This is a genomic window from Mucilaginibacter calamicampi (genome assembly GCF_042676765.1).
Taxonomy (GTDB): Bacteria; Bacteroidota; Bacteroidia; order Sphingobacteriales; family Sphingobacteriaceae; genus Mucilaginibacter; species Mucilaginibacter calamicampi.
In genome coordinates this window covers 763,495-787,403 of the sequence record NZ_JBHTHU010000005.1, presented here as the reverse complement: position 1 = coordinate 787,403, position 23,909 = coordinate 763,495, and the positions used below count along the sequence as shown (strand labels likewise).

General features: G+C 41.5%; 22 protein-coding genes. 11 read left to right on the top strand and 11 right to left on the bottom strand.

What is annotated here, in order from left to right; all coding sequences use genetic code 11:
* Nucleotides 1–83 precede the first annotated feature (83 nt).
* The 10 genes from ACFQZS_RS09160 to ACFQZS_RS09115 all read left to right on the top strand — a co-directional run bounded on the left by ACFQZS_RS09160 (nucleotide 84) and on the right by ACFQZS_RS09115 (nucleotide 10,749).
* Nucleotides 84–2,480 carry a heavy metal translocating P-type ATPase gene (locus tag ACFQZS_RS09160; RefSeq protein WP_377099446.1) on the top strand — a complete coding sequence of 799 codons (2,397 nt, stop codon included), beginning with the start codon at nucleotides 84–86 and terminating at the stop codon, nucleotides 2,478–2,480.
* Nucleotides 2,477–2,638 (top strand): cbb3-type cytochrome oxidase assembly protein CcoS, encoded by a 162-nt coding sequence (ccoS, locus tag ACFQZS_RS09155; RefSeq protein ID WP_377099445.1) that lies wholly within the window; start codon nucleotides 2,477–2,479, stop codon nucleotides 2,636–2,638. The genes ACFQZS_RS09160 and ccoS overlap by 4 nt, the downstream gene beginning before the upstream one ends.
* A 91-nt stretch (nucleotides 2,639–2,729) precedes the next feature.
* Nucleotides 2,730–4,853, top strand: a complete 2,124-nt coding sequence (ccoN, locus tag ACFQZS_RS09150; protein ID WP_377099444.1) for a cytochrome-c oxidase, cbb3-type subunit I — start codon at nucleotides 2,730–2,732, stop codon at nucleotides 4,851–4,853.
* A gap of 4 nt (nucleotides 4,854–4,857) precedes the next feature.
* Complete coding sequence (locus tag ACFQZS_RS09145) at nucleotides 4,858–5,055, top strand: hypothetical protein (RefSeq protein ID WP_377099442.1); 198 nt, start codon at nucleotides 4,858–4,860, stop codon at nucleotides 5,053–5,055.
* Nucleotides 5,045–5,938 (top strand): cbb3-type cytochrome c oxidase N-terminal domain-containing protein, encoded by an 894-nt coding sequence (locus tag ACFQZS_RS09140; RefSeq protein ID WP_377099440.1) that lies wholly within the window; start codon nucleotides 5,045–5,047, stop codon nucleotides 5,936–5,938. The genes ACFQZS_RS09145 and ACFQZS_RS09140 overlap by 11 nt, the downstream gene beginning before the upstream one ends.
* A gap of 16 nt (nucleotides 5,939–5,954) precedes the next feature.
* Nucleotides 5,955–7,340: a cytochrome c oxidase accessory protein CcoG gene (gene ccoG, locus ACFQZS_RS09135; RefSeq protein WP_377099438.1), complete on the top strand. Its 1,386-nt coding sequence runs from the start codon at nucleotides 5,955–5,957 to the stop codon at nucleotides 7,338–7,340.
* Nucleotides 7,330–7,764 (top strand): FixH family protein, encoded by a 435-nt coding sequence (locus tag ACFQZS_RS09130; protein WP_377099436.1) that lies wholly within the window; start codon nucleotides 7,330–7,332, stop codon nucleotides 7,762–7,764. The genes ccoG and ACFQZS_RS09130 overlap by 11 nt, the downstream gene beginning before the upstream one ends.
* Nucleotides 7,761–8,444, top strand: a complete 684-nt coding sequence (locus ACFQZS_RS09125; RefSeq protein WP_377099434.1) for a sulfite exporter TauE/SafE family protein — start codon at nucleotides 7,761–7,763, stop codon at nucleotides 8,442–8,444. The genes ACFQZS_RS09130 and ACFQZS_RS09125 overlap by 4 nt, the downstream gene beginning before the upstream one ends.
* A 90-nt stretch (nucleotides 8,445–8,534) precedes the next feature.
* The gene (locus tag ACFQZS_RS09120; protein ID WP_377099432.1) at nucleotides 8,535–8,888 is read left to right on the top strand and encodes a hypothetical protein; all 354 of its coding nucleotides are present in this window, start codon (nucleotides 8,535–8,537) and stop codon (nucleotides 8,886–8,888) included.
* Between the two features lie 79 nt (nucleotides 8,889–8,967).
* The gene (locus ACFQZS_RS09115) at nucleotides 8,968–10,749 is read left to right on the top strand and encodes a hypothetical protein (RefSeq protein ID WP_377099430.1); all 1,782 of its coding nucleotides are present in this window, start codon (nucleotides 8,968–8,970) and stop codon (nucleotides 10,747–10,749) included.
* Between the two features lie 322 nt (nucleotides 10,750–11,071).
* On the opposite strand, the gene hemN is transcribed toward ACFQZS_RS09115, so the two are convergent.
* The 4 genes from hemN to ACFQZS_RS09095 form a co-directional block, all read right to left on the bottom strand.
* Entirely contained in the window at nucleotides 11,072–12,436 is a 1,365-nt protein-coding gene (gene hemN, locus ACFQZS_RS09110) for an oxygen-independent coproporphyrinogen III oxidase (RefSeq protein ID WP_377099428.1), read from the bottom strand.
* A 7-nt stretch (nucleotides 12,437–12,443) separates the two neighbouring features.
* A complete protein-coding gene (locus tag ACFQZS_RS09105; protein WP_377099426.1) occupies nucleotides 12,444–12,899 on the bottom strand; it encodes a lactate dehydrogenase in 456 nt (151 codons plus the stop codon).
* 78 nt (nucleotides 12,900–12,977) lie between these two features.
* Nucleotides 12,978–14,027 (bottom strand): response regulator, encoded by a 1,050-nt coding sequence (locus ACFQZS_RS09100; protein WP_377099424.1) that lies wholly within the window; start codon nucleotides 14,025–14,027, stop codon nucleotides 12,978–12,980.
* A complete protein-coding gene (locus tag ACFQZS_RS09095; protein WP_377099422.1) occupies nucleotides 14,005–15,213 on the bottom strand; it encodes a PAS domain-containing sensor histidine kinase in 1,209 nt (402 codons plus the stop codon). The genes ACFQZS_RS09100 and ACFQZS_RS09095 overlap by 23 nt, the downstream gene beginning before the upstream one ends.
* 204 nt (nucleotides 15,214–15,417) lie before the next feature.
* On the opposite strand from ACFQZS_RS09095, the gene ACFQZS_RS09090 reads away from it, so the two are divergent.
* Nucleotides 15,418–16,137, top strand: coding sequence for an LOG family protein (locus ACFQZS_RS09090; protein WP_377099421.1), 720 nt, complete (start codon nucleotides 15,418–15,420; stop codon nucleotides 16,135–16,137).
* 185 nt (nucleotides 16,138–16,322) lie between these two features.
* On the opposite strand, the gene ACFQZS_RS09085 is transcribed toward ACFQZS_RS09090, so the two are convergent.
* From ACFQZS_RS09085 to ACFQZS_RS09055, 7 genes are all read right to left on the bottom strand, one after another.
* The gene (locus ACFQZS_RS09085) at nucleotides 16,323–16,775 is read right to left on the bottom strand and encodes a pyridoxamine 5'-phosphate oxidase family protein (RefSeq protein ID WP_377099419.1); all 453 of its coding nucleotides are present in this window, start codon (nucleotides 16,773–16,775) and stop codon (nucleotides 16,323–16,325) included.
* 176 nt (nucleotides 16,776–16,951) lie between these two features.
* Nucleotides 16,952–17,983 carry a PAS domain S-box protein gene (locus tag ACFQZS_RS09080; RefSeq protein WP_377099417.1) on the bottom strand — a complete coding sequence of 344 codons (1,032 nt, stop codon included), beginning with the start codon at nucleotides 17,981–17,983 and terminating at the stop codon, nucleotides 16,952–16,954.
* A gap of 2 nt (nucleotides 17,984–17,985) precedes the next feature.
* On the bottom strand, nucleotides 17,986–18,405 hold the full coding sequence (locus ACFQZS_RS09075; RefSeq protein WP_377099415.1) for a response regulator: 420 nt from the start codon (nucleotides 18,403–18,405) through the stop codon (nucleotides 17,986–17,988).
* Nucleotides 18,402–21,095, bottom strand: coding sequence for a PAS domain S-box protein (locus ACFQZS_RS09070; protein WP_377099413.1), 2,694 nt, complete (start codon nucleotides 21,093–21,095; stop codon nucleotides 18,402–18,404). Before ACFQZS_RS09070 ends, ACFQZS_RS09075 begins: the two co-directional genes overlap by 4 nt.
* 289 nt (nucleotides 21,096–21,384) lie before the next feature.
* On the bottom strand, nucleotides 21,385–22,683 hold the full coding sequence (locus ACFQZS_RS09065; protein ID WP_377099411.1) for a sensor histidine kinase: 1,299 nt from the start codon (nucleotides 22,681–22,683) through the stop codon (nucleotides 21,385–21,387).
* An 80-nt stretch (nucleotides 22,684–22,763) separates the two neighbouring features.
* Nucleotides 22,764–23,360 (bottom strand): DUF6436 domain-containing protein, encoded by a 597-nt coding sequence (locus tag ACFQZS_RS09060; RefSeq protein WP_377099409.1) that lies wholly within the window; start codon nucleotides 23,358–23,360, stop codon nucleotides 22,764–22,766.
* A gap of 44 nt (nucleotides 23,361–23,404) precedes the next feature.
* Nucleotides 23,405–23,692 (bottom strand): hypothetical protein, encoded by a 288-nt coding sequence (locus ACFQZS_RS09055; protein WP_377099408.1) that lies wholly within the window; start codon nucleotides 23,690–23,692, stop codon nucleotides 23,405–23,407.
* Nucleotides 23,693–23,909: the final 217 nt, after the last annotated feature.

Sequence of the window (23,909 nt, the reverse complement as noted above, 5' to 3'; positions counted from 1 at the left end):
ACTACCGTCACTTTTTAGTCAGTTCGCCGTCATGTTATAACAATCTGTGGTTATGCAACTTTGGGGAGTTAAAGTACCAAAAAATGAGCGTTATCACTCTTGACACTACTACCTGTTATCATTGCGGCAATGACTGCGGCAATGACCAGTTTAGCATAGGCGATAAAGACTTTTGCTGTCATGGCTGCAAAGAAGTTTATAGCATATTATCAAAAAGCGGGCTGGGCAACTACTACTGCTACAACGACCACCCTGGTGCTAACCGCGATAAGGAAGACAACCGGTTGGATTATTTGCTCGAGCCTTCTATCGTTAAAGATCTGGTGGAATATGCTGATGATAACATTACCATTGTAACGTTTTATATTCCACACATTCATTGCAGTTCATGCATCTGGTTGCTGGAGCAAATGAACCGTCTTAACCCGGCAATTTATTTCAGCAGGGTTGACTTTTTGCGTAAGCAGGTAAATATCCGTTTTAACAGTAAAGAAATAACACTTAAGGGCGTGGTTGAACTGCTGGTCTTAATTGGATATGACCCATTGATAAGCCTGCAGGATATTGTTAAAAAACAGGTTTTTAGTAAAAAAGACGATCTGGTTAGAAAGATAGCCGTTGCCGGTTTTTGTTTTGGCAACGTGATGCTATTGAGTTTCCCTGAATACCTGGGCTTCTCGGCACACGATGCATCATTCAAATACTTCTTTGGCTGGCTTAATTTGCTGTTCACAGTACCTGTAACATTTTACAGCGGCTTGGGCTATATTACTTCTGCCTATACAAGTTTGCGCAACAAGGTGTTAACTATAGATTTTCCGCTGGCCTTAGGTATTGTGGTTTTATTTGTTCGCTCATGGGCCGAGATCATCACTAACACCGGCGCAGGCTTTGTTGATACCCTTTGCGGTTTGATCTTCTTTTTGCTGATAGGCAAATTTGTTCAGCGCAAAACCTATTATCATTTGTCGTTTGAGCGCGACTACCGTTCTTTTTTTCCTGTTGCGGTGCAGGTATTAGATGAGAATGGTGAGAAACATGTTCCGCTATCCGATCTCCAAGTAGGCCAGCGTATCCGCATCCGTCACCAGGAAATTATACCGGCAGATGCCATCCTTTTAAAAGGGGATGCCAAAGTTGATTTCAGCTTTGTAACCGGCGAATCGGTGCCGTTAAATAAAACGCTTGGTGAAGTTATTTACGCAGGTGGCCGGCAGATGGCCGGCGCTATCGAATTGGAAGTAGTAAAACCCGTATCGCAAAGCTACCTCACCCGTTTGTGGAATAATGAAGCGTTTACCCGTAGCCAGGACGACCGGGTAGAAACCTTTAATCAAAAAATGAGTAAGTACTTTACGGCTGTATTGCTGGCAGTAGCGTTTGGCTCATTTTTATACTGGATGCCATCAGACATGCATCGCGCAATCGCATCGCTTACCGCGGTGCTTATAATTGCCTGCCCCTGTGCTTTGGCACTAAGCACGCCATTCACCATGTCGGCGGCATTGGGCATATTTGATCGTAACTTTTTCTATTTAAAAAACGCGGCGGTGGTTGAGCAAATAGCCGCCATTGATACCCTTGTTTTTGATAAAACCGGCACCATTAGCGTTGCCGGTGGAGGTAACGTTAGCCTTGAAAGCGATTTAACCATGTACGAGAAGGATGCGGTAAGCGCGGTTTGCGCCAACTCATCGCATCCCTTAAGCCAACTGATCTGTCAATACCTCGGGGAAGCCTCGCGCGGCAATTTTGTTGAGTTTTACAATGAAGTGGCCGGTAAAGGCATAACCGCGCAGGTTAATGGCAAAGCCATAAAGTTAGGCAGCGCCAAATTTATATTGGATGCTGGGGATGGTGGTTCGGGAGATAACGGCAGCCAGGTACACATACTTATTGACGAAAGGTATCGAGGCTATTTCGCTATAAAGCATCAATACAGGCAGGGTGTTTATGACATGCGTAAGCTGAAGCCTGATTATAAACTTTTTCTCCTCTCCGGCGATCATAACCATGAACGCGCTAATCTGTCCACCGTTTTTGGCGACGAGGGTGGAATGTTTTTTCAGCAATCTCCACAGGATAAACTCGACTTTATAAATAAGCTTCAACAGCAGGGCAGCAAAGTAATGATGCTCGGCGACGGGTTGAACGACTCGGGTGCGCTTAAACAAAGTGATGCAGGCATAGCGGTAACAGACAACGTTAACAACTTCTCGCCCGGCAGCGATGCTATTTTAGACGGACGCTCGTTGGCCAAGCTTCCATCCTTTTTAAAGTTCTCTAAAGATGCATTGCGTGTTATTTATGCGTCGTTTTGCATTTCCCTGTTATATAATCTCATTGGATTAAGCTTTGCGGTTACGGGCAAGTTGTCGCCGGTTATAGCGGCTATCCTTATGCCGATAAGTACGGTAACCATTATATCATTTACCAGCATAGCTACCCACCTGGCCGCCAAAAAACGCAAATTGTTATGAGCATAATTTACTTTTTAATAGGATGCAGCGTATTGCTGGCCCTGGTTTTTCTGGGCGCTTTTTTCTGGGCGCAGCACGATGGGCAACATGATGACCTGTACACACCATCAGTACGCATCCTGCTTGATGACAAACCTGCCGAAGAAGCAGAAAAATGATCAGCGTCATGTTTGCGGGCAACCATGGTCATTCCGCCCAAGGCCGGTTCAAAATAATTTTACAGCATTAAAACATCCCAATTAATTTAATATGCAACCCGACAAATTTTACTACGATAACAAGATCGTCCGGAATTTTGGTATAGCCACTATAATATGGGGCATCATCGGCATGACGGTGGGCCTTTTGGTGGCCATACAGCTCTATAAACCCGGTATGAATATGGGTAACCAGTACACCACCTTTGGCCGTATACGCCCGCTGCATACTAACGCCGTAATCTTCGCATTTGTGGGCAACGCCATTTTTATGGGCGTTTATTACTCGTTACAGCGGCTGCTAAAGGCACGCATGTTCAGCGATATTCTAAGTAACGTTCATTTTTGGGGCTGGCAGCTTATTATTTTATCAGCCGTTATTACATTGCCTTTGGGTTTAACCACTTCGCATGAGTATGCTGAGCTGGAATGGCCTATTGATATTGCCATTACCCTTATATGGGTGGTTTTCGGCATTAACATGTTCGGCACCATATTTAAACGGCGCGAGCGGCACCTTTATGTGGCGATATGGTTTTACATAGCCACCTTTGTTACCATAGCCGTGCTGCATATTGTTAACTCGTTTGAGTTGCCTGTCTCGGCTTTTAAAAGTTATTATTTGTTTGCAGGTGTGCAGGATGCTCTGGTACAATGGTGGTACGGGCATAACGCGGTGGCGTTTTTCCTTACCACGCCTTACCTGGGCATGATGTATTATTTTTTGCCTAAAATGGCTAACCGGCCGATATACTCTTACAAGCTCAGCATCCTGCACTTTTGGTCACTGATATTTATTTATATCTGGGCAGGGCCGCATCATCTGCTGTATACCTCATTGCCGGGTTGGGCGCAATCATTGGGTGTAGTGTTCTCAATAATGCTGATCGCACCAAGCTGGGGCGGTATGATCAATGGTTTGTTAACGCTTCGCGGTGCTTGGGACAAGGTGCGCGATGACGTTATACTTAAATTTATGGTGGTAGGCTTAACCGCTTACGGCATGGCCACTTTTGAGGGGCCAATGCTATCGCTTAAACAAATAAATGCCATAGGCCACTTTACTGATTGGATAATAGCGCACGTACACGTAGGCGCTTTAGGATGGAACGGCTTTTTAACCTTTGCTATACTTTACTGGTTAATACCCCGTATGTATGGTACGCAGCTATACTCAAAAAAAATGGCCGTGTTCCACTTTTGGATAGGGACGTTAGGCATCCTGTTTTACGCGGTACCGATGTATTGGGCCGGATTTACACAAGGCCTGATGCTCAAAGAGTTCACTCCCGAAGGTTTATTAAAATATCCCAACTTTTTAGAAAGTACGATACGCATTATACCTATGCATGTTATGCGCTCAATTGGTGGCGGTTTGTACCTGTTAGGCGTAATTGTAATGGCTTACAACCTGGTAAAAACCATGTTGCAGGGCAAATTGGTGGCTAACGAGGCTGCCGAAGGCATGCCTTTAGAAAAACAATATGTTGCCGAAGGCGAAACACGTCACAGATTTTTAGAGCGCAAACCTATACAAATGATGCTGGTTGCACTGGTTGTTATATTAATAGGTACGGCCATTGAGTTGATACCCACGCTAACTATTTCATCTAACATACCAACCATTGCCAGCGTAAAACCTTACACGCCGCTTGAACTGGAAGGCCGTGATATATATATCCGCGAGGGTTGTGTTAATTGCCATTCGCAAACAGTAAGACCCTTCCGTTCAGAAACCGAGCGGTACGGCGAATACAGCAAGGCGGGCGAGTTTGTGTATGATCACCCCTTCCTTTGGGGGTCAAAACGCACAGGGCCCGATCTGCACCGCGAGGGCGGCAAATACGGCAACGCCTGGCACTATAACCACATGATGGATCCGCGCTTAATGTCGCCGGGAAGCATTATGCCGAATTACGATTGGCTGATCACCCAAACATTAAACACCGAAGCCACAGCCGATAAAATAAACGCTATGCGCAAACTGGGCGTACCTTATCCCGAAGGTTATGAAAAAAAGGCCAACGCAGATCTGGATAAACAAGCCATAGCCATAGCCAATGATCTCAACAAAAACAACATTAAGGTAAAAAGCGACAAAGAGATAGTGGCCCTTATTGCCTATCTGCAGCGCCTGGGTACAGATATAAAAGTTAACAAAACCGCAAATCAGTAAATATATGTTCAAGCAATTTGTACAAAATATAGAGGGGCCGCAGGTATACCTGCTATCCTCGCTGGCCATATTCCTGGTATTTTTTATAGTAATAAGCATACTGCTTTTTTACATGAGTAAGCAGCACATTAGCTACATGAGCGATATGCCGCTGCATGATACCGATAGCCAACTCTTAACACTGCCTAACCATGAAGAATAAATTTTTACTGACCTTTTTACTATCAGGAGCAGCGGCACCCGTAATAGCCCAGGAAACTGAAAAAGAACTGAGCGGCACCGACATAATGAACTACGTTGGCTACGGCGCCATTTTGTTCTCAATGCTGCTGTTTATCATCGCCATGTTGGCGGTGCTGCGGGCTGTAAAAGCAATAGCTAGAGTTTTAGTAGGTGCCGAAGCACTTAAAGAACAGGCCGAAAAAACTGTAAAAGCCACAAAACCGCAAAACAGCACCATAAACAAGCTGCTGTCGCTAAAACCCTTATCAGAAGAAAAAGACCTGATAATGCAGCATGAGTTTGATGGCATACAGGAACTGGACAACCCTACCCCCGGTTGGTTTATGAGCTTGTTTTATACAACTATTGTATTTGCGGTATGCTACCTGTTGATCTACCATGTATTTGGCGTCGGGCAGTTGCAGGATGCTGAGTATAAAACCGAAATGGCGGTGGCTAATAAGGAAAAAGAGGCCTTTCTTGCTAAATCAGCTAATAATATTGATGAGAGTTCGGTAAAATTGAGTACCGATGCATCGGTTATTGATGCAGGTAAGGCCATTTTTACAGCCAGCTGCTCACCCTGTCATGGGGCCGCAGGGCAAGGTGTGGTGGGGCCTAATTTAACCGACGATTTCTGGCTGCATGGCGGCAGCGTCAATAGCGTTTTCAAAACCATAAAATACGGTGTTACTGATAAGGGCATGCCTAACTGGGATAAGCAGCTTTCGCCTAAACAGATAGCAAGTGTAGCCAACTACATTAAATCCATACACGGCACAAACCCACCTAACGCCAAGGCACCGCAAGGTGAAAAGGAAGCAGATGATACTGCTAAAGAAAAAGAAACAGCATCGCTTTAAGTAATAATAGCTAAGGATGAGTGCAGCAGGCAACCCATATCAAACACAAAGTAATACAAACGGCGGCCGTAAATGGATCTATCCGCTCATCCGTAAGGGGCCATATTACAATTATCGCAGCTGGCTCAGCTATGTTTATCTGCTGCTGTTTTTTACAGCCCCTTTTTTACGCATAAACGGGCAACCCGTGCTGCTACTTAACGTAATTGAGCGCAGGTTTGTAATACTAGGACAGGTTTTTTGGCCCCAGGATTTCTTTTTGTTTGTATTGGCTATGCTGGCCGGGGTAGTTTGTGTTATACTGTTCACTATCGCTTTCGGGCGTATTTTCTGCGGATGGATCTGCCCCCAAACCATTTTTATGGAGATGGTTTTCCGCAAGGTGGAAGAATTGATAGAGGGCGATGCCCGCAAACGGAAAAAACTGGATGAAGGCAACTGGACATTTGAAAAAAAATGGAAAAAGGCTTTGAAGCACACGGCTTTTCTATTGATATCTTTTTTAATAGCCAATACTTTTTTAGCCTACATCATCGGCAGTGAACAATTGGTGAGCATAATAACCCAACCGGTTAACAGACACATGGTTGGATTTATCAGCATATGGGTATTTACCGCTATATTTTACCTGGTTTACAGCCAGGTGCGCGAGCTGGTTTGTACGGTTATCTGCCCCTATGGCCGGCTGCAAGGCGTTTTAACCGATAAGCATACCCTAATGGTTGCTTATGATTACTTGCGTGGCGAGCCGCGGGGAAAACTACACAAGGGCGAAGCGCAACCTAAAGGTGATTGCGTTGACTGCCGGTTGTGTGTGGATGTATGCCCTACCGCTATTGATATAAGAGAAGGTACCCAGGTAGATTGTATCAATTGCACTGCATGCATTGACGTTTGTAACGAGGTAATGATAAAGATCAGTAAGCCCGTTAATCTGATCGGTTTTTACTCGGAAGAGCAGATAAAAGAGGGCAAGAAACCGCGCTTTACCGCGCGTATGGCAGCATACAGCGGCATTATCATCCTGCTTTTGGGGGTGTTAACCTTTTTTGTAATGCGGCGCAGCGATGTTGATGTTACCGTTATGCGTTCGGCAGGTTTGCTGTATCAGCAACAGCCGGGTGGTTACATCAGCAATTTATACAATGCTGATATGATCAATAAAACAGATAAAGACCAACATATTGAGCTGCGCGCGGATGATGAGCGCATAAAAATAAAATATGTGCAGACGCCTGATGTATTGGATAGCGCTGCATCAGTAAAAGCAGTGTTTTTTATATGGATACCCGCTGAGGACATTAAAGAGCCAAAAACACAGGTGACATTAAATGTAATGCAAGGCGATAAAGTGATAGACCGGATTAAAACAACTTTTGTAGGACCTATATATGGAAATTAAGATGAACTGGGGCCGAGGCCTTTTTATAGGCATGAGCATTTTTATGCTGTTTATTATAGCGTTGGCGGTGATGATATTCAGGCAGGATACAGACGGGTATGACCACGGCTATTACGAAAAGGGCCTGGAGTTTAATGCTGAGTATAACCGCGAAAAAGGGGTTTTTACCGATGGCGTAAAGCCAGGGATAAAATTGGCGGGCAATATATTGCAAATCAACTTTAAGGAAAAAACAGAAGGCAGACTGCTTTTGCAAAGACCATCCGATGAGAAAATGGATAAAAGCCTGATGTTCCATTCTGACCCTACAGGCCAGGTTCGGGTTCCGTTAAAGCAATTCGCCCATGGGCATTGGCAATTAGTTTTAGCCTGGAGCAGTACTACTAAACAATATACCTATCAGCAAAAAATATTTGTACCATGACTGACATGCAGGTCGCATTTTTTATCGGGCTGTTTGGCAGCATACATTGTGTGGGCATGTGTGGGCCGCTGGTGCTGGCCTTACCCGTAAATAAAGGCGGCGCAGTATGGCTTATTTTTGATAAGCTGATCTATCAATTGGGCAGAGTAATCAGTTACAGTATTCTCGGTTTTGTTGTAGGCCTTGTTGGCAAGCAAATATGGCTGCTGGGTGTACAGCAAAGCATTAGTATTATAAGCGGTATATTAATAATTGCTGCAGCTATGTCTCGCCTGTTGAAGTTGCGTTTTTTTAACCGGCCGAACAGTGTAACGCAAACGTTTTTAAACCGTTGGCTTGTGTATGCGCTAAAACATCGCTGGGGTCACCTTCTTATAGGTATGTTGAATGGCTTTTTGCCATGCGGCTTTGTTTATCTGGCGTTAGTGGGCGCGGTTAATACGCCAGCCCCATTATCTGCAGCTCAATACATGTTTTGGTTTGGTATAGGTACCTTGCCCTTAATGTTTGTTGCCGCCATTAGCAGTGGTTTTATTACTTTAAACATCAGGCGCAGGTTAAATAATATTATTCCGTACTTTATGTTATGCCTGGGCATTTGGTTTATTATGCGGGGCCTATCGTTAAATATTGCTTACCTGAGCCCCAGTATAAACGCAGACCAAAGCATTTGCCATTAAATGTGCTGTTAATCACTTTTTGGGTTGATTACTGTCATGTGCCGCGCGGCGCTTATTAACCACTTTTGTTATATCAAAATAACAAATAACATGGCAACTATAAAAACAACACTTCCGCAACAATGGGCACAAACCGAATCTTCAACTACTGATAATGTAAGCATTTGGAGCAAGCTAACCGCTTTTGCCGATAGCCAGAAACCCAACCGCACCTTATGGTTCTTTGTTAACCTTGTTGTGCATGGTGTATCTATATTACCCCTGCCGGTTGTATTGATCTATTACTTTGGAGCGCCGGTAGCCATATTAGGTATTACCATGATTGTCTTCTTCGTCAATATTGTGGCCAACATGGGCGGATCAGGAATACGCACAACTTTGGGTTTGTTTGCCGCCTCAATAGCCATACATGTGTTAATGGTCTTAGCAACCCTAATTTTTTAAAGATCCCTTATACCCTAATTAAATTGAGCGGTTTAACAGCCGCTTTTTTTGATGTTTAATTTTTCAAAACCAATAAAACATGTCGCACACTTTTCATATCCCGGTATTAGGTTTAGGCTTTTCTGTAGATACACCTTTAAAAGTAGGGCGCTATGGTATTAACTCCGTTGTGTCTGTCGTTGATGACGAGTTAGTTGAACGCATGCGTCTGCATCACACACGTAAACATAACCGCGAATGCAAACCAATAGCAAAAGCCGAACCTGATAGCCGGGCCAGGCGCATAACCGCTTACCTTAACCTGCTTAACCAATTGGTAAACGAGCAATTTGACCAACTAAAAAAATTACCTTTTAATGCTGACAGTGACCTTGACCGTTACTTTAAGCTTTTGCCTGATTCAGCACCGCTTAAGCAGGGCTATGAATTAATGACTGAATACCCGGATAGCCCCAGCAAGCGGATATTTCAGAATATTTTACGGGATAAGATGCGAGTAGGATCTATTGATGTAAATATAATGGCCAAGGTAGATAAAATGAACTTTGATGCAAATGGTAACTACACCGGCGATACCAATACCGATGCCCTTGCCGCACTGCGTGGTTTTGCGCAAAGCGATCTGCATTCTTCATTAGTATTATCGGCAGGGATGAACCCTAAATTGTATAGTTACCTTGAGCAGTTTGCCGATTTTTTTCCTGATGAACACGGCCATTTACGTAAAAAGATCATCCTGAAAGTTAGCGACTATCGCTCAGCATTTATACAGGCTAAGTTTTTAGCCAAAAAAGGTTTGTGGGTGTCAGAGTTCCGCATAGAATCCGGACTTAACTGCGGCGGCCATGCTTTTGCTACTGACGGCCTGTTAATGGGGCCTATTTTGGAGGAATTTAAAAACAAGAGAAGTGAAATGCTGGGCGAACTTTTCTTTTTATACCAGGATGCACTAATGGTTAAAAACCTGTTAACAGAAGTTGTGCCTTTGCAGCGCGTAAGCGCGCAAGGAGGTATTGGAACTGCTGCTGAAAACGATTTTATGCTGAAATACTACAACCTGGATGCAACCGGCTGGGGCAGCCCGTTTTTATTAGTGCCCGAAGCTACCAATGTTGACGAAACTACACTGCAGCAACTGGCAGCAGCCACCGGTGATGATTATTATGTTAGCGCCTCGTCTCCGTTGGGTATATTGTTTAACAATTTCAGAAGAAGCACCGCCGAAAAGCTGCGTGTGGAGCGTATAGCCAAAGGACGACCGGGGAGCCCATGCAATAAAAAGTTTTTGGTAACCAATACCGAGTTCACTACCCAACCTATTTGTACCGCATCGCGCAAGTATCAGCATTTAAAAATTAAGCAATTACAAAATTCAAGTTTAACGCCAGAAGCTTATGAACGTGAGTTTAACGCGGTAACCGAAAAGATATGCTTGTGCGAAGGTCTATGCGCATCGGCATATATTAAAAATGACATGCTAAAGCCGCGCGAGAGCAAGGCAGTAACTGTTTGCCCCGGTCCTAACCTGGCCTATTTTTCAAAAGTATACACGCTTGATGAAATGATAGATCATATTTATAACCGCACAGATCTGCTAGCAACTGTGCCTCGTTCGCATATGTTTATTAATGAGCTGAACCTGTATATTGATTACCTTAAAAAAGATATCAGCATTTACCTGGATAACCTGAATGAAAAAAAAGGCAAGTATCTGCTTAAATTTAAAGAGCAATTACAACAGGGCATAGCTTATTATAAAACGCTTATCCCCACCATCGGCGATCAAACCAGGGAATACCTGGAACAGATGTTAAATGACCTTGCTATTTCTGAAGAGCGACTGGGAATGCTTAAGATGTAAGTTATTGGAATACTAAAAAGAAGCCGGCTCAGAGAGTTAACAGCCCTTGAGCCGGTTTGGCTTGTATATACTTTAGTGATACTAATCACTCAGCGCGCGGGTGTTCCAAAAGCGGTCCGATAGCTTAGGTTACATTAGTTTTCAATAAATTGACAATGAATTAATTGCGGTTGTTTTTAAGCTAAATTCACTGACTTAAAAGTAGCGTCGGTGTGTTTCAGTGAATATCGGCAAATCACTGTAAGTCAAGTATTTAAAAAAATATCATTTTCTAAAGTGTTTCACTTGTTCCACCTGCTCCGGAACAGTGCGCAACCTAAGCCTACCCAGCAATACTGAACAGCTGTGCGGATGGTTTATCTACCCAAAGGCGGGCATCCAATGCCATGCATATATTGCGGAGATATTGCTTGCCGGCGGGGGTAACGCTAAGTTGTACGGCGTTAAACTCAATCAGCCCATCATTGGCAAGTTCAGGCATACGCTTTAAACTAGCAAAAAAGGATTTAAAAGGTTGCTTTGTAAAGTTCCATACTGTGTTGCCTTTGCACATTATATTCAACATGTGCCGACGAATGATGAGATCTTCGCTTGTAAGATAATGACCTTTAAAAACGGGCAGTTCACCTTGTTGTAAAAGAGCCAAATATTCCTCAACGGTTTTTACATTCTGCGCATAAGCATTCCACGAGTCGCTAATAGAAGAAACACCCAGGCCAATCAATAACTGAGTATACTGATGTGTATAGCCCATAAAGTTGCGGTGCATAGTGCCTTCCTTATCGGCTAAAAACAGGCTATCAGTAGGTAGGGCAAAATGGTCCATGCCCACTTCCATGTAGCCCAGACCAACAAACAAGTTGCGGCCCAGTTTATAAAGTTCGGCCTTGGTAGCGGCATCTGGCAGGTCTTGTTCGGTAAAACGGCGCTGGCCTGGCTTAATCCACGGCACATGCGCGTAACTGTAAAATGCTATTCTATCGGGCATTAATTCACTTACCTGTTCAATGGTTTTTCGTAATCCCCCGGCTGTTTGCAAAGGAAGCCCATAAATAAGATCGAAATTAATGGAGGTGTAGCCTATCGCGCGGGCATCTTCAGTAACCTCCTTAACTTGTTCAAAAGTTTGAATGCGGTTGATGATAAACTGAACTCGCGGATCAAAGTCCTGTATGCCCAAACTCAACCGCCTGAAACCCAATTTGTATAGTGTTTCCAGATGTTGATAGGTAGTGTTAGCCGGATGCGCCTCGAAACTAAATTCAGCTCCGGGATGGACATCGCTATTTTCCAGTATCCCATTTATTAAGGCCGATAGATTTTCAACGCTAAAAAATGTTGGAGTCCCCCCACCCAGGTGAATCTCCTTTATTACGGGTTTGTCTTTAAAGACATTTAAGTAAAGCTTCCATTCTGTGAGCACGGCTCGTATATAAGGCTCCTCAACATTATGGTTTTTGGTAATGCGGGTGTTGCAGCCGCAGTAGGTGCACAAACTTTCGCAAAATGGTAAGTGAATATAAACACTTATGCCATCGCGCTGGTTGCTGCTTTTAAAGGTAGCACTAACGGTATCCTTCCAACGCTGCGTGTCAAACTCAGCCTTATCCCAATACGGAACAGTGGGATAGCTGGTGTAGCGTGGGGCTGCAACGGTATATTTTTCTAACAGGTTATCGGGTTTCATGGCAGTGCTATTCTTTGTTCAAAATATTATCCGGAATAGCGCGGCAGTTTTTTGCACAGGCACAGGCGTTACCAACACATTTTTGCTGTTGCCACATATCTAAATTGTTAATGGTTTTGGCGGCTGTATCCTGTAAAGTTTCTGTGGTAAGTGAGGCACTTTCGTCTATCGGAGGCACATTAGCTACTTTTATTCCAAAAGCGCCAGCTGCCTGCTTGTCTATATGCTCTGTACTTGCAGAGCGTGTTGTAATAAACTTTACGCCAAAGGCTGCCAGTTTTTCTACAATATTTTTAGATACATCGTCTGTGGCAAATACAATAACAGCATCTTTGCCGGCAGCAAACCCAACTGTTTCATCCGTCAGCCTGTTTGATATCAGTGTTATATCATGCTTCTTCTGATTGGCTTTTATCAGAAATTCTTTCTCAAATGCTTGTATACTATAGGCAACCACTTTCATCGTTTCGCGTTTTGTACAAAACTATGAATGCCTGCTCGGTGGAGCTATGAGCGCCATCAGCATAAAAAATGATAAATATCAGTTTTTCATTTTCATCAGTCGGTTAATATCCAAAATCTGTATATGGCTGCCTTTTTTCTCAATAAGTTTTTCGTCTTTAAAGTCGCTTAGCGTGCGGCTAACCGTTTCGGTTGCCATCCCCGCCATTGCCGCCAGCTCATCGCGCAAAATTTTGAATTGCGTAGGGTCCGGCAATTGGGTGCTTAATTTAACCAATGTTTGTGCCAGCCGCTTGCGTACAGAGTGATAGGCCAGCTGTAATAACTGTTCCTCTTTTTCAAGAATATTGTTAGCCAAAATTTTAATAAATTGTACACTCACATCGGGGTAGCGGTTCATTAAATTCATCACCGCATCTTTGGGTAACATGCAAACGGCTGTATCATCCAAAGTTTCGGCGCTTTCGGTGTAAGCTTCGTCCAGCAGCAAGGCGTGTACACCTAAATAATCATCGGTTTTATAAAGGTTCATCATCAGTTCCCTGCCGTCTTCGGCTATTTTATAGGTACGTATTGACCCGTCTAAAACAAGATACAGGCCCTGGGGCTGATCGCCTTCATAATACAGTATTTGCTTTTTGCGTACCTGTCTTATTTTTCTTCCTGCTATCAGGTTTTTAAGTTCTGCTATCCCTTTACCCGAGCCCGAAGCAAGCAACTGCAGGTTTTGCAGGGATTTAGTAAAGAATGCCTCGTGCTGTTGCTTTCGTGCCAGCCTGCTCTCAATAGCCTTAAGCAGTTCCATATCATCAAAAGGTTTGGTAAGGTAATCGTCGGCACCCATTTCCATGCCTTTTCTAAAATCAATACGTTCTGCCTTTGCCGTTAAAAAAATAAAAGGGATAGTGGCGGTATCTGTATTTTTGTTGAGCAGGTATAATACGCCATAACCGTCCAGTTCGGGCATCATAATATCGCATAAAATAATATCGGGCAAATGTTGCGTGGCAATCTCAACGCCTATTCTACCATTACTGGCCTGCAATACTTTATAACCGGTAAGCTGCAATATTTCGGCTGTGCTTTCGCGGATATCGTTATTATCTTCAATTATTAGTACGGTTTTCATGTTGTATCGGAAAAGAAATGGTGAATGAGGTACCTTGATTGACTTTGCTTTCAAATTCTATTTTGCCCTGCATTAACGCCGCATAGCGGGTTACGATATTTAAACCCAGCCCGGTACCCGGAATATTGCCGGTGTTATGTGCCCTGAAGAAGGCCTCGAACAAATGCTTTTGGTCAGTATCAGGTATACCGATGCCATTGTCTTTTATCACTACGATAAGCTCATGGCTGGTTATCTCTGAGTTAAACTCAATAAAAGTATTTTCGCCCGAGTATTTTATGGCGTTACTTATCAGGTTGATCACGCAATTTCTCAACAATGCTTGATCAAGCATTACGCTGCTTGTGGTACCCGTGTGCTGATATACTATGTTTTGGTTTTGCTTGGCTATCAACTGCATTTCCTCGGTAATCTCTTCGGCAAATTTTACCATATCAAACTCAACGTAAACAGGCTCAACTTTGCCCGCTTCCAGGCGCTCTAACGATAAGAAGTCATTTAAAATTGAAGTAAGGTTAGCTACTGAATTTTTTATTTTACCAATATGCTTGTGGATATTGGCCTCATCATTTTGCTGGGCGTACTTTTCGGTCAATACAGCCGACAATTGAATTGAACTTAATGGCGTTCTAAACTCGTGCGACGCCATAGACACAAACCGGCTCTTGAGCTGGCTAAGTTCTTTTTCTTTTTCTAAAGACTGACTAACCTCTTCCTTAGCCAGCTCAAGCGCCATTACCGTGCTTTGTAGCGATTGGGTACGTTCCGTCACCTGGTCTTCCAGCTTTGTAGTGTAATCCCTTAGCTTTTCTTCAGCTGCTTTCTCGCGGGAAAGATCGTGTATAAAGCCATTATATATTTTCCTACCCGAATATTGCACCTCGCTTACCCCCAACCTGAATGGAAATACCGAACCATCTTTTTTTAAACCGGTTACCTCGCGGCCTGTGCCTATAATATGCGGTTCGCCCGTTCTTTGGTATCGGCTTATGTACTCGTCGTGGCGCTCTTTGTCTGGCGGCGGCATTAAACAGTTAACATTTTTTCCTATTACGTCCTCGGGCGCATATTGAAATAGCTTGCACGCTGCCGGATTGATTGACTCAATCTTACCTCTTTCATCAATGGTTATAATACCATCAATGGCGTTTTCAATAATTGCTTTTAACAGCGCCGCGCTTTCCATATATAAATGTGTATGTGACCGTCGTCACAAAATTGGTGAATAACTATTTGGCAAATAATGATAAGCATTAACCAAAAAAGTGACCACGGTCATATTATTTATATGGTGATACTTGTCATTTTTTGGAATGACTAACGTCATTCCTGTGTGGCTCTCATTTTAGCCAAATTTGAACTATTAAAGCTAAACATATCGGTAATTAAAATGAAAGAAGCCGAAATTATTTTTTTGGATGGCCCGCATTCGCGATGGAAGGAATTCAAATTCACGGTTCAAACAATGATGGAATTGATCAGGGGTTTCAGAGCGCTACATTTTATAGGCCCTTGCGTAACCGTATTTGGATCTGCCAGGTTTAAGGATGGTCACCCCTATTATGATATGACCCAAAAGCTTTCCGCAGCCATATCCAAATTAGGCTTTACTATAATTACCGGCGGCGGACCCGGTTTAATGGAGGCCGCCAATCGCGGTGCCAAAGAAGCCGGTGGACGCTCCGTGGGCTGTAACATAGTATTGCCGGTTGAGCAACATCCGAATCCGTACCTGGATAAGTGGATAAACATGAAGCACTTTTTTGTACGTAAAGTATTGCTGGTAAAATACTCCTACGCCTTTGTGGTAATGCCCGGAGGTTATGGCACACTTGATGAATATTTTGAAGCACTTACCCTGATACAGACACATAAGATCAAAGATTTTCCCGTGATTATTTTTGGTAAAGAATATCATAAAGATCTGTTGGAGCATATTGAACAGATGAAGAAAGATAAGACTATTGACGCCACGGATACTCGTTTGTTTTTAGTAACTGATGACATTGACGAGGCAGTAAACCTGATCCGTGAAAAAAGCATCGGGCAGTTTGATCTTCGGCCTAAACAAGCCATTAAACCATTTAAGTTTCTTTTAGAGCGCGGTTAACAACGATGGCTGATAAGTACAATAATTTACCCCTTTGCAATAAATGCAAGCAGCCTTATAATGCCTGGATTGAACGTGCCTTGCCCGTAAAGATATTTTTGTTTTGGCTGCCTGTAAAACGCTATGCCTGCAACACATGTAAGCGCAGCAGACATTTGCTAAGGCGTTCGCCTTTTAATTAGTAATCAATTATTCTCAAACCGGCCGGTCTTTTTGTTCACAGCTATTCTGTAAACAATCAACTCAACACTAATACCTATATCGCTGTCGCTTTCAGCAATTCCATGAGAAGGATGGTTAGTAGGGTGAATGGACAGCGGCATAATTCGATGAATAAGGGATTGCATGATGCGCTGCTTTTCGCTTATATCTGTTACTTCTTCAAATGTTCCCCAAACTATCGCACTTTGCCATTTAAATATGTTTTGTATATCATCCACCTCAAAACATACCTGGGGATTCGTCCGCATTATCTCAATTTTTCTTCCGGGAGAGGAGTGGCTGTAAATGTATGTACCATCATACACATAGTTAACCGGAACAATATAAGTTATACTGTTTGCATGGCAGGCAATCCTACCGGTAACCTGCTGTTTTAACAGGTGTTCAATTTGCTGATTATTTAACTCACCTAACATTGCTTTTGCGTTTTTGATAAAATTAATTGCGTGTTAGCAATTAAATAATGATAAAAATCATTGTTTATATTAATGATTATCATTGCCAACGCATGTGTCAGCTGAGGCATCATAGTCAAAGCAAAACTATTACTGCGGAGCATTTTTAGATTTCTAACATTACCTGGCCTGTAGGTTTAATACGCATCTTTACGCGGCAACTCATAGTCAGCTTTGCAGCTTTTGTCGGTAATGCTCTTTATTACTTCGTCCAATTCTTCGGCAGACTGGGTTAAAAAATCCAGCATTTTGTCTTTATCTTCTTCAAAAGCCCCTTCGTTTTTTATTAATGGTATCAATCCCATTATTCGTGACAGCGGTGCGCGAATGACATGGGACTGCATCCATGATATTTCCTTTAATTTTAAATTCTGGTCTTCAATTGCTTGGATATAACTGAGGTTGTCCGTAATATCTGTGGCGATGACAATATTCGCGTTTGACCCTTTGTAAATAATTGGCGCTATTTGAATGTCAACACTTCTCAGTTCGCCGCTCTTTAATCGGTGTGTCATTGTCCTTTGTGAAGGATCATCCTGACTTTGCCGGTCTTCAACGAGTGCGTTAATTAGGTGCGGGATCTCATCCTCAGGCCTGATATCGTTTAACTTCATGTTCAAAAATTCTTCGTAGCTATATCCATAATGTTTAATCGTCGCTTCATTGACGTTCAAAAACCGCATGGTATCAACATCGATAACCCACATTGGTAACGGACTTAGATTAAAGAGATCGCTGTATTTTTTTTCCGATGCTTCCAGAGTAGATATTGCCTTCTTGCGTTCTAAACTATAAACTATGCTCTTATATAATAACGTGGAGGTAAGCTCTTCCTTTAAAATATAATCAGACACTCCAAGCGAAAGGGACTTTACGCCAAAAGCAAAATCTGCATATCCAGTTAAAACAATTAGTGGGATGTTAAAGCAACGATCCAATAACTCTTTAATCAGTACTTCGCCTGTTTTATCGGGTAAGGAAAGATCTAATAAAATAACGTCAAATTTGGCTCGAGATTTTACCAAAAAAGAGCAAGCTTCTTTATAGGTTATAGCGTGATGAATAACTGGAGCATTTATCCGTTCAAAGAGCAAATCTTCTACCAAAACAAAATCGCCCTCATTATCCTCAACTACTAAAATATGATATTTTATATCGTCACTTACCATATTTACTCCTTAGGAATTGACACTATATTGATCCAGAAGTCTTCTATTTTTGCAATAGCTTTCATAAAATCCTCTACTTCTATTGGCTTTGTTATATAGCAATTTACATGGTTCTTATAGGCAGCCGTAATATCTTTGTCTGAGGAAGATGTCGTTAACATGATTACTGGTATTTGTTTGTAAGAACTATGGGTTTTTATATAATATAATACGTCTTGCCCACTTTTTTTAGGTAAATTAATATCGAGTAACACCAGTTCCGGTATGTCAGCGCCATTTACGTTTTCAAAATAATCAATTGCTTGTTTTCCGTCCCTTATAACAGTAATTTGATTAATAATTTTGCTCTCCTCTAAAGCTTCTGTAGTTAACAAAATATCACCTTCGTTATCCTCTACTAGTAAAATATGTATTGATTTCATGGTTTATCAGTTTTTGCAATAGTAAAATAAAAGGTGCTGCCATTGCCTTCTTCTGATTCTACCCAGATGCGGCCTCCTAAACTTTCTACAATTTTTTTTGTAACGGCCAACCCCATACCTGTTCCGCTATACTCGTCTTTATTATGCAGCCGTTGAAATATTATGAAGATCTTATCAAAATATTCTGAATCGATGCCTATGCCATTATCCACTACAGCGAATTTCCAGTATGATTGATCTTCTTCGAATGATATTTTGACGCGTGCCGGGTTGCCATTGCTTTGGTATTTTAGTGCATTGCTTATCAGATTTTGGAATACCTGCCTGAGTGGAACCCTAAGCGTTTGAATAACGGGCAAGTTGTCAACCACAATGACAGCGCCGGTATCTTCTATTTGTTTACGGTACAGGGCAATAGTATCATTAATTAGTTTGGCAATATCAACGCTTTCATAAGCATCTTCTGCCCTCCCCACTCGCGAAAACTCCAGCAGATCTAAGATGATCTGTCGCATGCGTTTAGCACCGTCAACAGCAAAGTGAATGTATTGCTTTCCCCTATCGTCTATGATTGTGCCATATTTTTTTTCTAATTGGGTCAGGAAGCCTGTAACCATCCGTAAAGGCTCCTGTAAATCATGTGACGCTACGTAAGCAAATTGTTCTAATTCGGCATTGGATACCGCCAGATCTTTTGCTTGTTTTTCTAAATTCTGATTAAGTTCATTTAACTTTATAAAAGAAGTTTTACGTTCCGTTATATCTTTAAAATAAACAGATAAACCGCTGGCAGAAGGATATGCGCTAACTTCGTACCACTTACCAGTTGCTTTGTAGTAGTCCTCAAAATGTGCAGATTGTTGCGTTGCAATTGCCTCATGATAATGCTTATACGATTTAGAATCAAGTGCATCTGGAAACACGTCCCACAGATTGCGCCCCATCGCCTCTTCTTTCGTTTTCAATACTGCACTTTCGGCAGTTTTATTCCAGTAAGTAACTACCCAGTTTTTATCAAGTGCAAAGAAGGCATCACCGATGCTCTCTAATATGGTATTGCGTTCTGTTAATGATGCTGCCACCGCTTCGGCTAAATCAAGGCGTTGCCGTTCCTCATTTTTTTGTTGGGTAATATCCTGATAAGAGCCTAACATCCTTTTTGCCGCACCTTGCTCATTTCTGATTACAAATCCCCGGCTTAATAGTGTGCCAAGAGTACCATCACTTTTGTGATAATCAACCTCGTATTGCCAGTTGTTTAAGCTATTTTGCAGAATATTTTTTACCGTTTCTGTTATAACCTGTTGGCTTTCGGGCGTGAGCTTTGCCAACCATTCTTCGCGTGGAGGTATCGGTTTATTAGGGTCAAAGCCAAAAATATTGAAATTGCTTTCGCTCCACCATATCTCTTTTTTATCAAAATTCCACTCGAACAATGCATCGTTTGTTGCTTTTGATATTAATGTAAAACGCTCGTTCAATTGCGCTATCTGTTGCTCAGACTTTTTCCTTTCGGTTATATCACGCTCAATAGATATAAAATGGGTATGGTTTCCCTGTTCGTCTACTACCGGACTTACAGAAAAATTCACCCAAAACTCCTCTCCGCTTTTTTTATACTTAATAATAGTTATTTCGCACGGTTCAAATTGACGCATAGCTACGCCTAATCTGTCCAACTCCTGTTTATCAGATTTTTCACCTTGAAGCATACGGGGTGTTTTACCAATTATCTCTTCTGAGGTATAGCCGGTCATTTCAGTAAACGCATTATTGGCATAAATTACCCTAGGACCGCCCTCATCTGATGACTCGGCTTCGGTAATTAATACGGCATCAGTTGTATTGGTTATTACTGACTCCAACAGACGAAGATGACTTTCTTCTTTTTTTCGTTGCGTAATATCAGATCGTATGGCAATGTATTGATAGGGCTTACCATCGTCGTTTAAAAAAGGAACAATTGTGGTGTCTACCCAATAATAGCTTCCGTCCTTAGCTTTGTTCTTTAATTCTCCTTTCCAAATATGCCCATTAGCTATAGTTACCCATAAATTGCGGATATATTCTTTCTCATGCTGACTGGAATTAATAATTCTGTGATCTTGCCCAATGAGTTCCTGTTTGGAATATTTTGATATTTTGCAAAAATTGGAATTTACATGTATGATTTTTCCTTTTTGATCTGTTATCGCCACAATCGCGGCTTCATCCAATGCATATTTGTAAGCACATAGTTCATTAACTGTTTTTTGCAGTTCTATCTCGGCCAGTTTTTGTGAAGTGATATCTATAAAGTTACAAACTATGCCATTTACGTCAGGCTCGTGAAACATATTGGTAAAAGCACATTCAATCCAGATATAATGGCCATTGTAATGTCTGGATCGAAAAACGCAGCGTTTAGGGATATCATGACTCTGTAATACATCGCGTAAAACGCTATAAACCATTTCCTTATCGTCGGGATGTATTAATTCATCCGTTGTGCTTTTCATCCGGTCAGTTAAAGTCCACCCGTTTATGCGCTCGGCTGACGGGCTGCGGTAAATGGTCTCCAGATCACGATTCAACAATGCAATACCAGAATAGCTATTTTCTATTAGTTTACGGAAAGTTTTATCGTTACCGATAATGCTGTCTGACGTCGGTTGGTTCCTGTATTTAGCAGGTTCGTTGGTTTTTGCCATATATAGCAATTGGTTATTTGAATCGTAATAAAGTGTTTTGGCAGGTTATTAAATCTATGTTTAAATGATGTAGAAAACAACTAAAAAGGAATAAAATTAAAATAATGAACAAAATGGATAAGTCTGATTACTTTAAGCAATTGAGGTGATTAGTATATCATTCATAAATAATATCTAATTGATTGTGAAGCACATTCCTATCTTATTTATTAGAAAATAGTCATCAATATAATATTTTATTCCATTCAACTTGCTTTGTACATAAGTTTTTATTAAAGCAATACAAAAATCAGGTTAGCAATTGACTTATCTTAGGTATATCTAAATAAAACTTACTTCCTAAATTTACATTTGATTCAACCCATATTTTGCCACCTAGGTTTTCAACTATTTTTTTTGTTATTGCCAAACCCATTCCCGTTCCGGGATACTCACTTTTGCTATGCAATCTTTGGAATATGATAAAGATTCGCTCAAAATCTTCATGTGCAATCCCTATTCCATTATCTCTAATAATAAACCGCCAATAACTTTCTTTTTCCATGGCACTTATCTCCACTAAAGCTGTATTACCTTGTACTTGATACTTTAATGCATTACCAATGAGGTTTTGGAAGATTTGCCGTAACGGACCTTTAAAACCTGTTAAAACTGGCAAGTTGGAATATTTAATAACAGCATTTGTTTCGAGAATTTGTTTACGATAGAAACCCATAATTTCGACTACTATATCTTGTACAGAAATCTTTTCTAATTTATCCTCTGTTCGGCCCACGCGCGAAAAATCCAACAGATCCATTATAATCTGTCGCATGCGCGTAGCTCCGTCAATGGCAAAGTGCATGTATTGTTTGCCTTTTTCATCTATATTTCTTCCATACTTTTCTTCCAGCTTTGCCATAAAGCTTGATACCATCCGCAGAGGTTCTTGTAAATCATGCGAGGCTACATAAGCAAATTGCTCCAGCTCCTCGTTTGACCGGGCCAACGCCCTTGCCTGATTTTGCAGACTATTGTTTAAACCTGTTAATACCTCTGTATTGTGTTTACGTTCAATAGAAAGTTGTGCTTCTTTTTGCAGTTCGCTCATTTTTTGCGACTGTGTTATAAAGACTTCACCATATTTTTTTAGCTGATAGGCCCATAAACCACCTATCATCATAATTACAATAGTTAGTGAGATGTGAATGGCGAAGGTTTGCATGTCAAAATATGCCAACTGCGTAAAATATACGTTGGCGATACCAACATTTTGCAAGTAGCTAAAAATGGCGTGATGTAAAAACACCACAACTAATAGCGGCATTTGCAGTTTCCAATTTTGATAGGTAATGAGTATGGCGCTGCTTATAAAGGCAAAAAAGTGTATTTCAAATAAACCATGCATCTGGTAGATAAACTGGGCCATAAAAACGCCGAATACCGCGCTTAAAACATATTGATATAGATTTGAAGCAGGTAATAAAATTTTAACAGAGTAATAAGCTAACAAGCAAATCCCCCCTACACCTAAGGCTATAAACCAAGTATCATAAAAAAAGGCTAACAACAGGCCTACAAAGAAATAACCTGCTATAAAAAAATGCATTAACCCATCAGACCGCTGCTTTACAGCTTCGCGGAAAGAGTTGATCTGATTTTCTGATTGTACTATTATACTTTCCATAATTAATTTTTATTGCAGTTAGGTAGTTGGCATCCATAGGCCCGTAAAGCGAATTGGCTGAATTTTACGCGGGTATTGTTAGCCAACATTTCATTAATAGCTATTTTAGCATAGGCGGTTTTTTCGTCGGTACAGTAACGACTGCTATTGTAGTTACCCCTGTAGTTTAGCCTGTGTTCAGGATCAAGCAATACAGCTTGCGGAGTTGAATACACCCCGCATGTTTTTGCATAAATGCCATTAAACAGAACAGGCAGATTCGAGCCAAACTTATCTTGAATCTCACTAACTGTATACGGTTTGTTACTTATTACTACAATAATAAAGTTTACTTCGCTGCCATATTGTTTTATCAATGCTTTAACCGTGCGAATGTTAAACCTTGAGCACGGGCAGGCCGGATTGAAAAAATGCAGTAGTACCGGTTTTTTATCATACGCTTTTAAAACTGGCAGATTGATGAGCTGTCCTTGCGCAACAGGTTGATAACCAATAGGAACAGGCGTTGGTATACGATACTTTAAATCATTATACCAAAACAAGCTGGCAATTGCTACAGCAAGTATTAACAACCACATGCCGGCAAATATTTTTTTCATTGTAATGCTATTTATCATATCTATCAATTTTGGTTATATACCAGCTAATTAGACGGGATGTATAGTATGTCCATATTAGTTTCGGGGATTTTATATTCATTACCATTGGCGCTGTGGCAGGTATAAAATTTAATGCCAGATGACTTTTTGGGCCAAATGCTTTCTACCGTGAATGGATTGGTAGGTACAACTCGTAATCCGTTTTTGTCAAGCGCTATATTATCCAGTGATGTGTTTTTAAGATTGAACCGCGTGCCGGTGGGATAAGTGATATCCGGCAGTTCCTTTTTGCAACTCACAATTATAATTGCAATAAATAATAGCTTTTTCATGATATTGATTTTTGGAGTTAGCGCCCTGCGTATCGTTTAGTATTTTTATAAAACAAAGTTGCTTAACCCAGCAGAGCCTTCCCATAGTACGGATGATGAAACCAGCGTAATGATTTGTTCTACAAAATCATCAGGCATTGTCACTCAAATAATTATGTGCTTTTCATATTTCATTCTAACCTAATCCGCTAGGGCATTGGCCAATTTTGGTAATGAA

What these genes read in the sequence shown, in the direction of transcription:
- ccoG (WP_377099438.1), top strand. Translation starts at nt 5,955, where the DNA reads ATGAGTGCAGCAGGCAACCCATATCAAACACAAAGTAATACAAACGGC.
- ACFQZS_RS09090 (WP_377099421.1), top strand. Translation starts at nt 15,418, where the DNA reads ATGAAAGAAGCCGAAATTATTTTTTTGGATGGCCCGCATTCGCGATGG.
- ACFQZS_RS09120 (WP_377099432.1), top strand. Translation starts at nt 8,535, where the DNA reads ATGGCAACTATAAAAACAACACTTCCGCAACAATGGGCACAAACCGAA.
- ACFQZS_RS09075 (WP_377099415.1), bottom strand. Translation starts at nt 18,405, where the DNA reads ATGAAATCAATACATATTTTACTAGTAGAGGATAACGAAGGTGATATT.
- ACFQZS_RS09100 (WP_377099424.1), bottom strand. Translation starts at nt 14,027, where the DNA reads ATGAAAACCGTACTAATAATTGAAGATAATAACGATATCCGCGAAAGC.
- ACFQZS_RS09130 (WP_377099436.1), top strand. Translation starts at nt 7,330, where the DNA reads ATGGAAATTAAGATGAACTGGGGCCGAGGCCTTTTTATAGGCATGAGC.
- ACFQZS_RS09160 (WP_377099446.1), top strand. Translation starts at nt 84, where the DNA reads ATGAGCGTTATCACTCTTGACACTACTACCTGTTATCATTGCGGCAAT.
- hemN (WP_377099428.1), bottom strand. Translation starts at nt 12,436, where the DNA reads ATGAAACCCGATAACCTGTTAGAAAAATATACCGTTGCAGCCCCACGC.
- ACFQZS_RS09080 (WP_377099417.1), bottom strand. Translation starts at nt 17,983, where the DNA reads ATGGTAAGTGACGATATAAAATATCATATTTTAGTAGTTGAGGATAAT.
- ACFQZS_RS09060 (WP_377099409.1), bottom strand. Translation starts at nt 23,360, where the DNA reads ATGAAAAAAATATTTGCCGGCATGTGGTTGTTAATACTTGCTGTAGCA.
- ccoN (WP_377099444.1), top strand. Translation starts at nt 2,730, where the DNA reads ATGCAACCCGACAAATTTTACTACGATAACAAGATCGTCCGGAATTTT.
- ACFQZS_RS09095 (WP_377099422.1), bottom strand. Translation starts at nt 15,213, where the DNA reads ATGGAAAGCGCGGCGCTGTTAAAAGCAATTATTGAAAACGCCATTGAT.
- ACFQZS_RS09115 (WP_377099430.1), top strand. Translation starts at nt 8,968, where the DNA reads ATGTCGCACACTTTTCATATCCCGGTATTAGGTTTAGGCTTTTCTGTA.
- ACFQZS_RS09085 (WP_377099419.1), bottom strand. Translation starts at nt 16,775, where the DNA reads ATGTTAGGTGAGTTAAATAATCAGCAAATTGAACACCTGTTAAAACAG.
- ACFQZS_RS09105 (WP_377099426.1), bottom strand. Translation starts at nt 12,899, where the DNA reads ATGAAAGTGGTTGCCTATAGTATACAAGCATTTGAGAAAGAATTTCTG.
- ACFQZS_RS09070 (WP_377099413.1), bottom strand. Translation starts at nt 21,095, where the DNA reads ATGGCAAAAACCAACGAACCTGCTAAATACAGGAACCAACCGACGTCA.
- ACFQZS_RS09055 (WP_377099408.1), bottom strand. Translation starts at nt 23,692, where the DNA reads ATGAAAAAGCTATTATTTATTGCAATTATAATTGTGAGTTGCAAAAAG.
- ACFQZS_RS09145 (WP_377099442.1), top strand. Translation starts at nt 4,858, where the DNA reads ATGTTCAAGCAATTTGTACAAAATATAGAGGGGCCGCAGGTATACCTG.
- ACFQZS_RS09065 (WP_377099411.1), bottom strand. Translation starts at nt 22,683, where the DNA reads ATGCATTTTTTTATAGCAGGTTATTTCTTTGTAGGCCTGTTGTTAGCC.
- ACFQZS_RS09140 (WP_377099440.1), top strand. Translation starts at nt 5,045, where the DNA reads ATGAAGAATAAATTTTTACTGACCTTTTTACTATCAGGAGCAGCGGCA.
- ACFQZS_RS09125 (WP_377099434.1), top strand. Translation starts at nt 7,761, where the DNA reads ATGACTGACATGCAGGTCGCATTTTTTATCGGGCTGTTTGGCAGCATA.
- ccoS (WP_377099445.1), top strand. Translation starts at nt 2,477, where the DNA reads ATGAGCATAATTTACTTTTTAATAGGATGCAGCGTATTGCTGGCCCTG.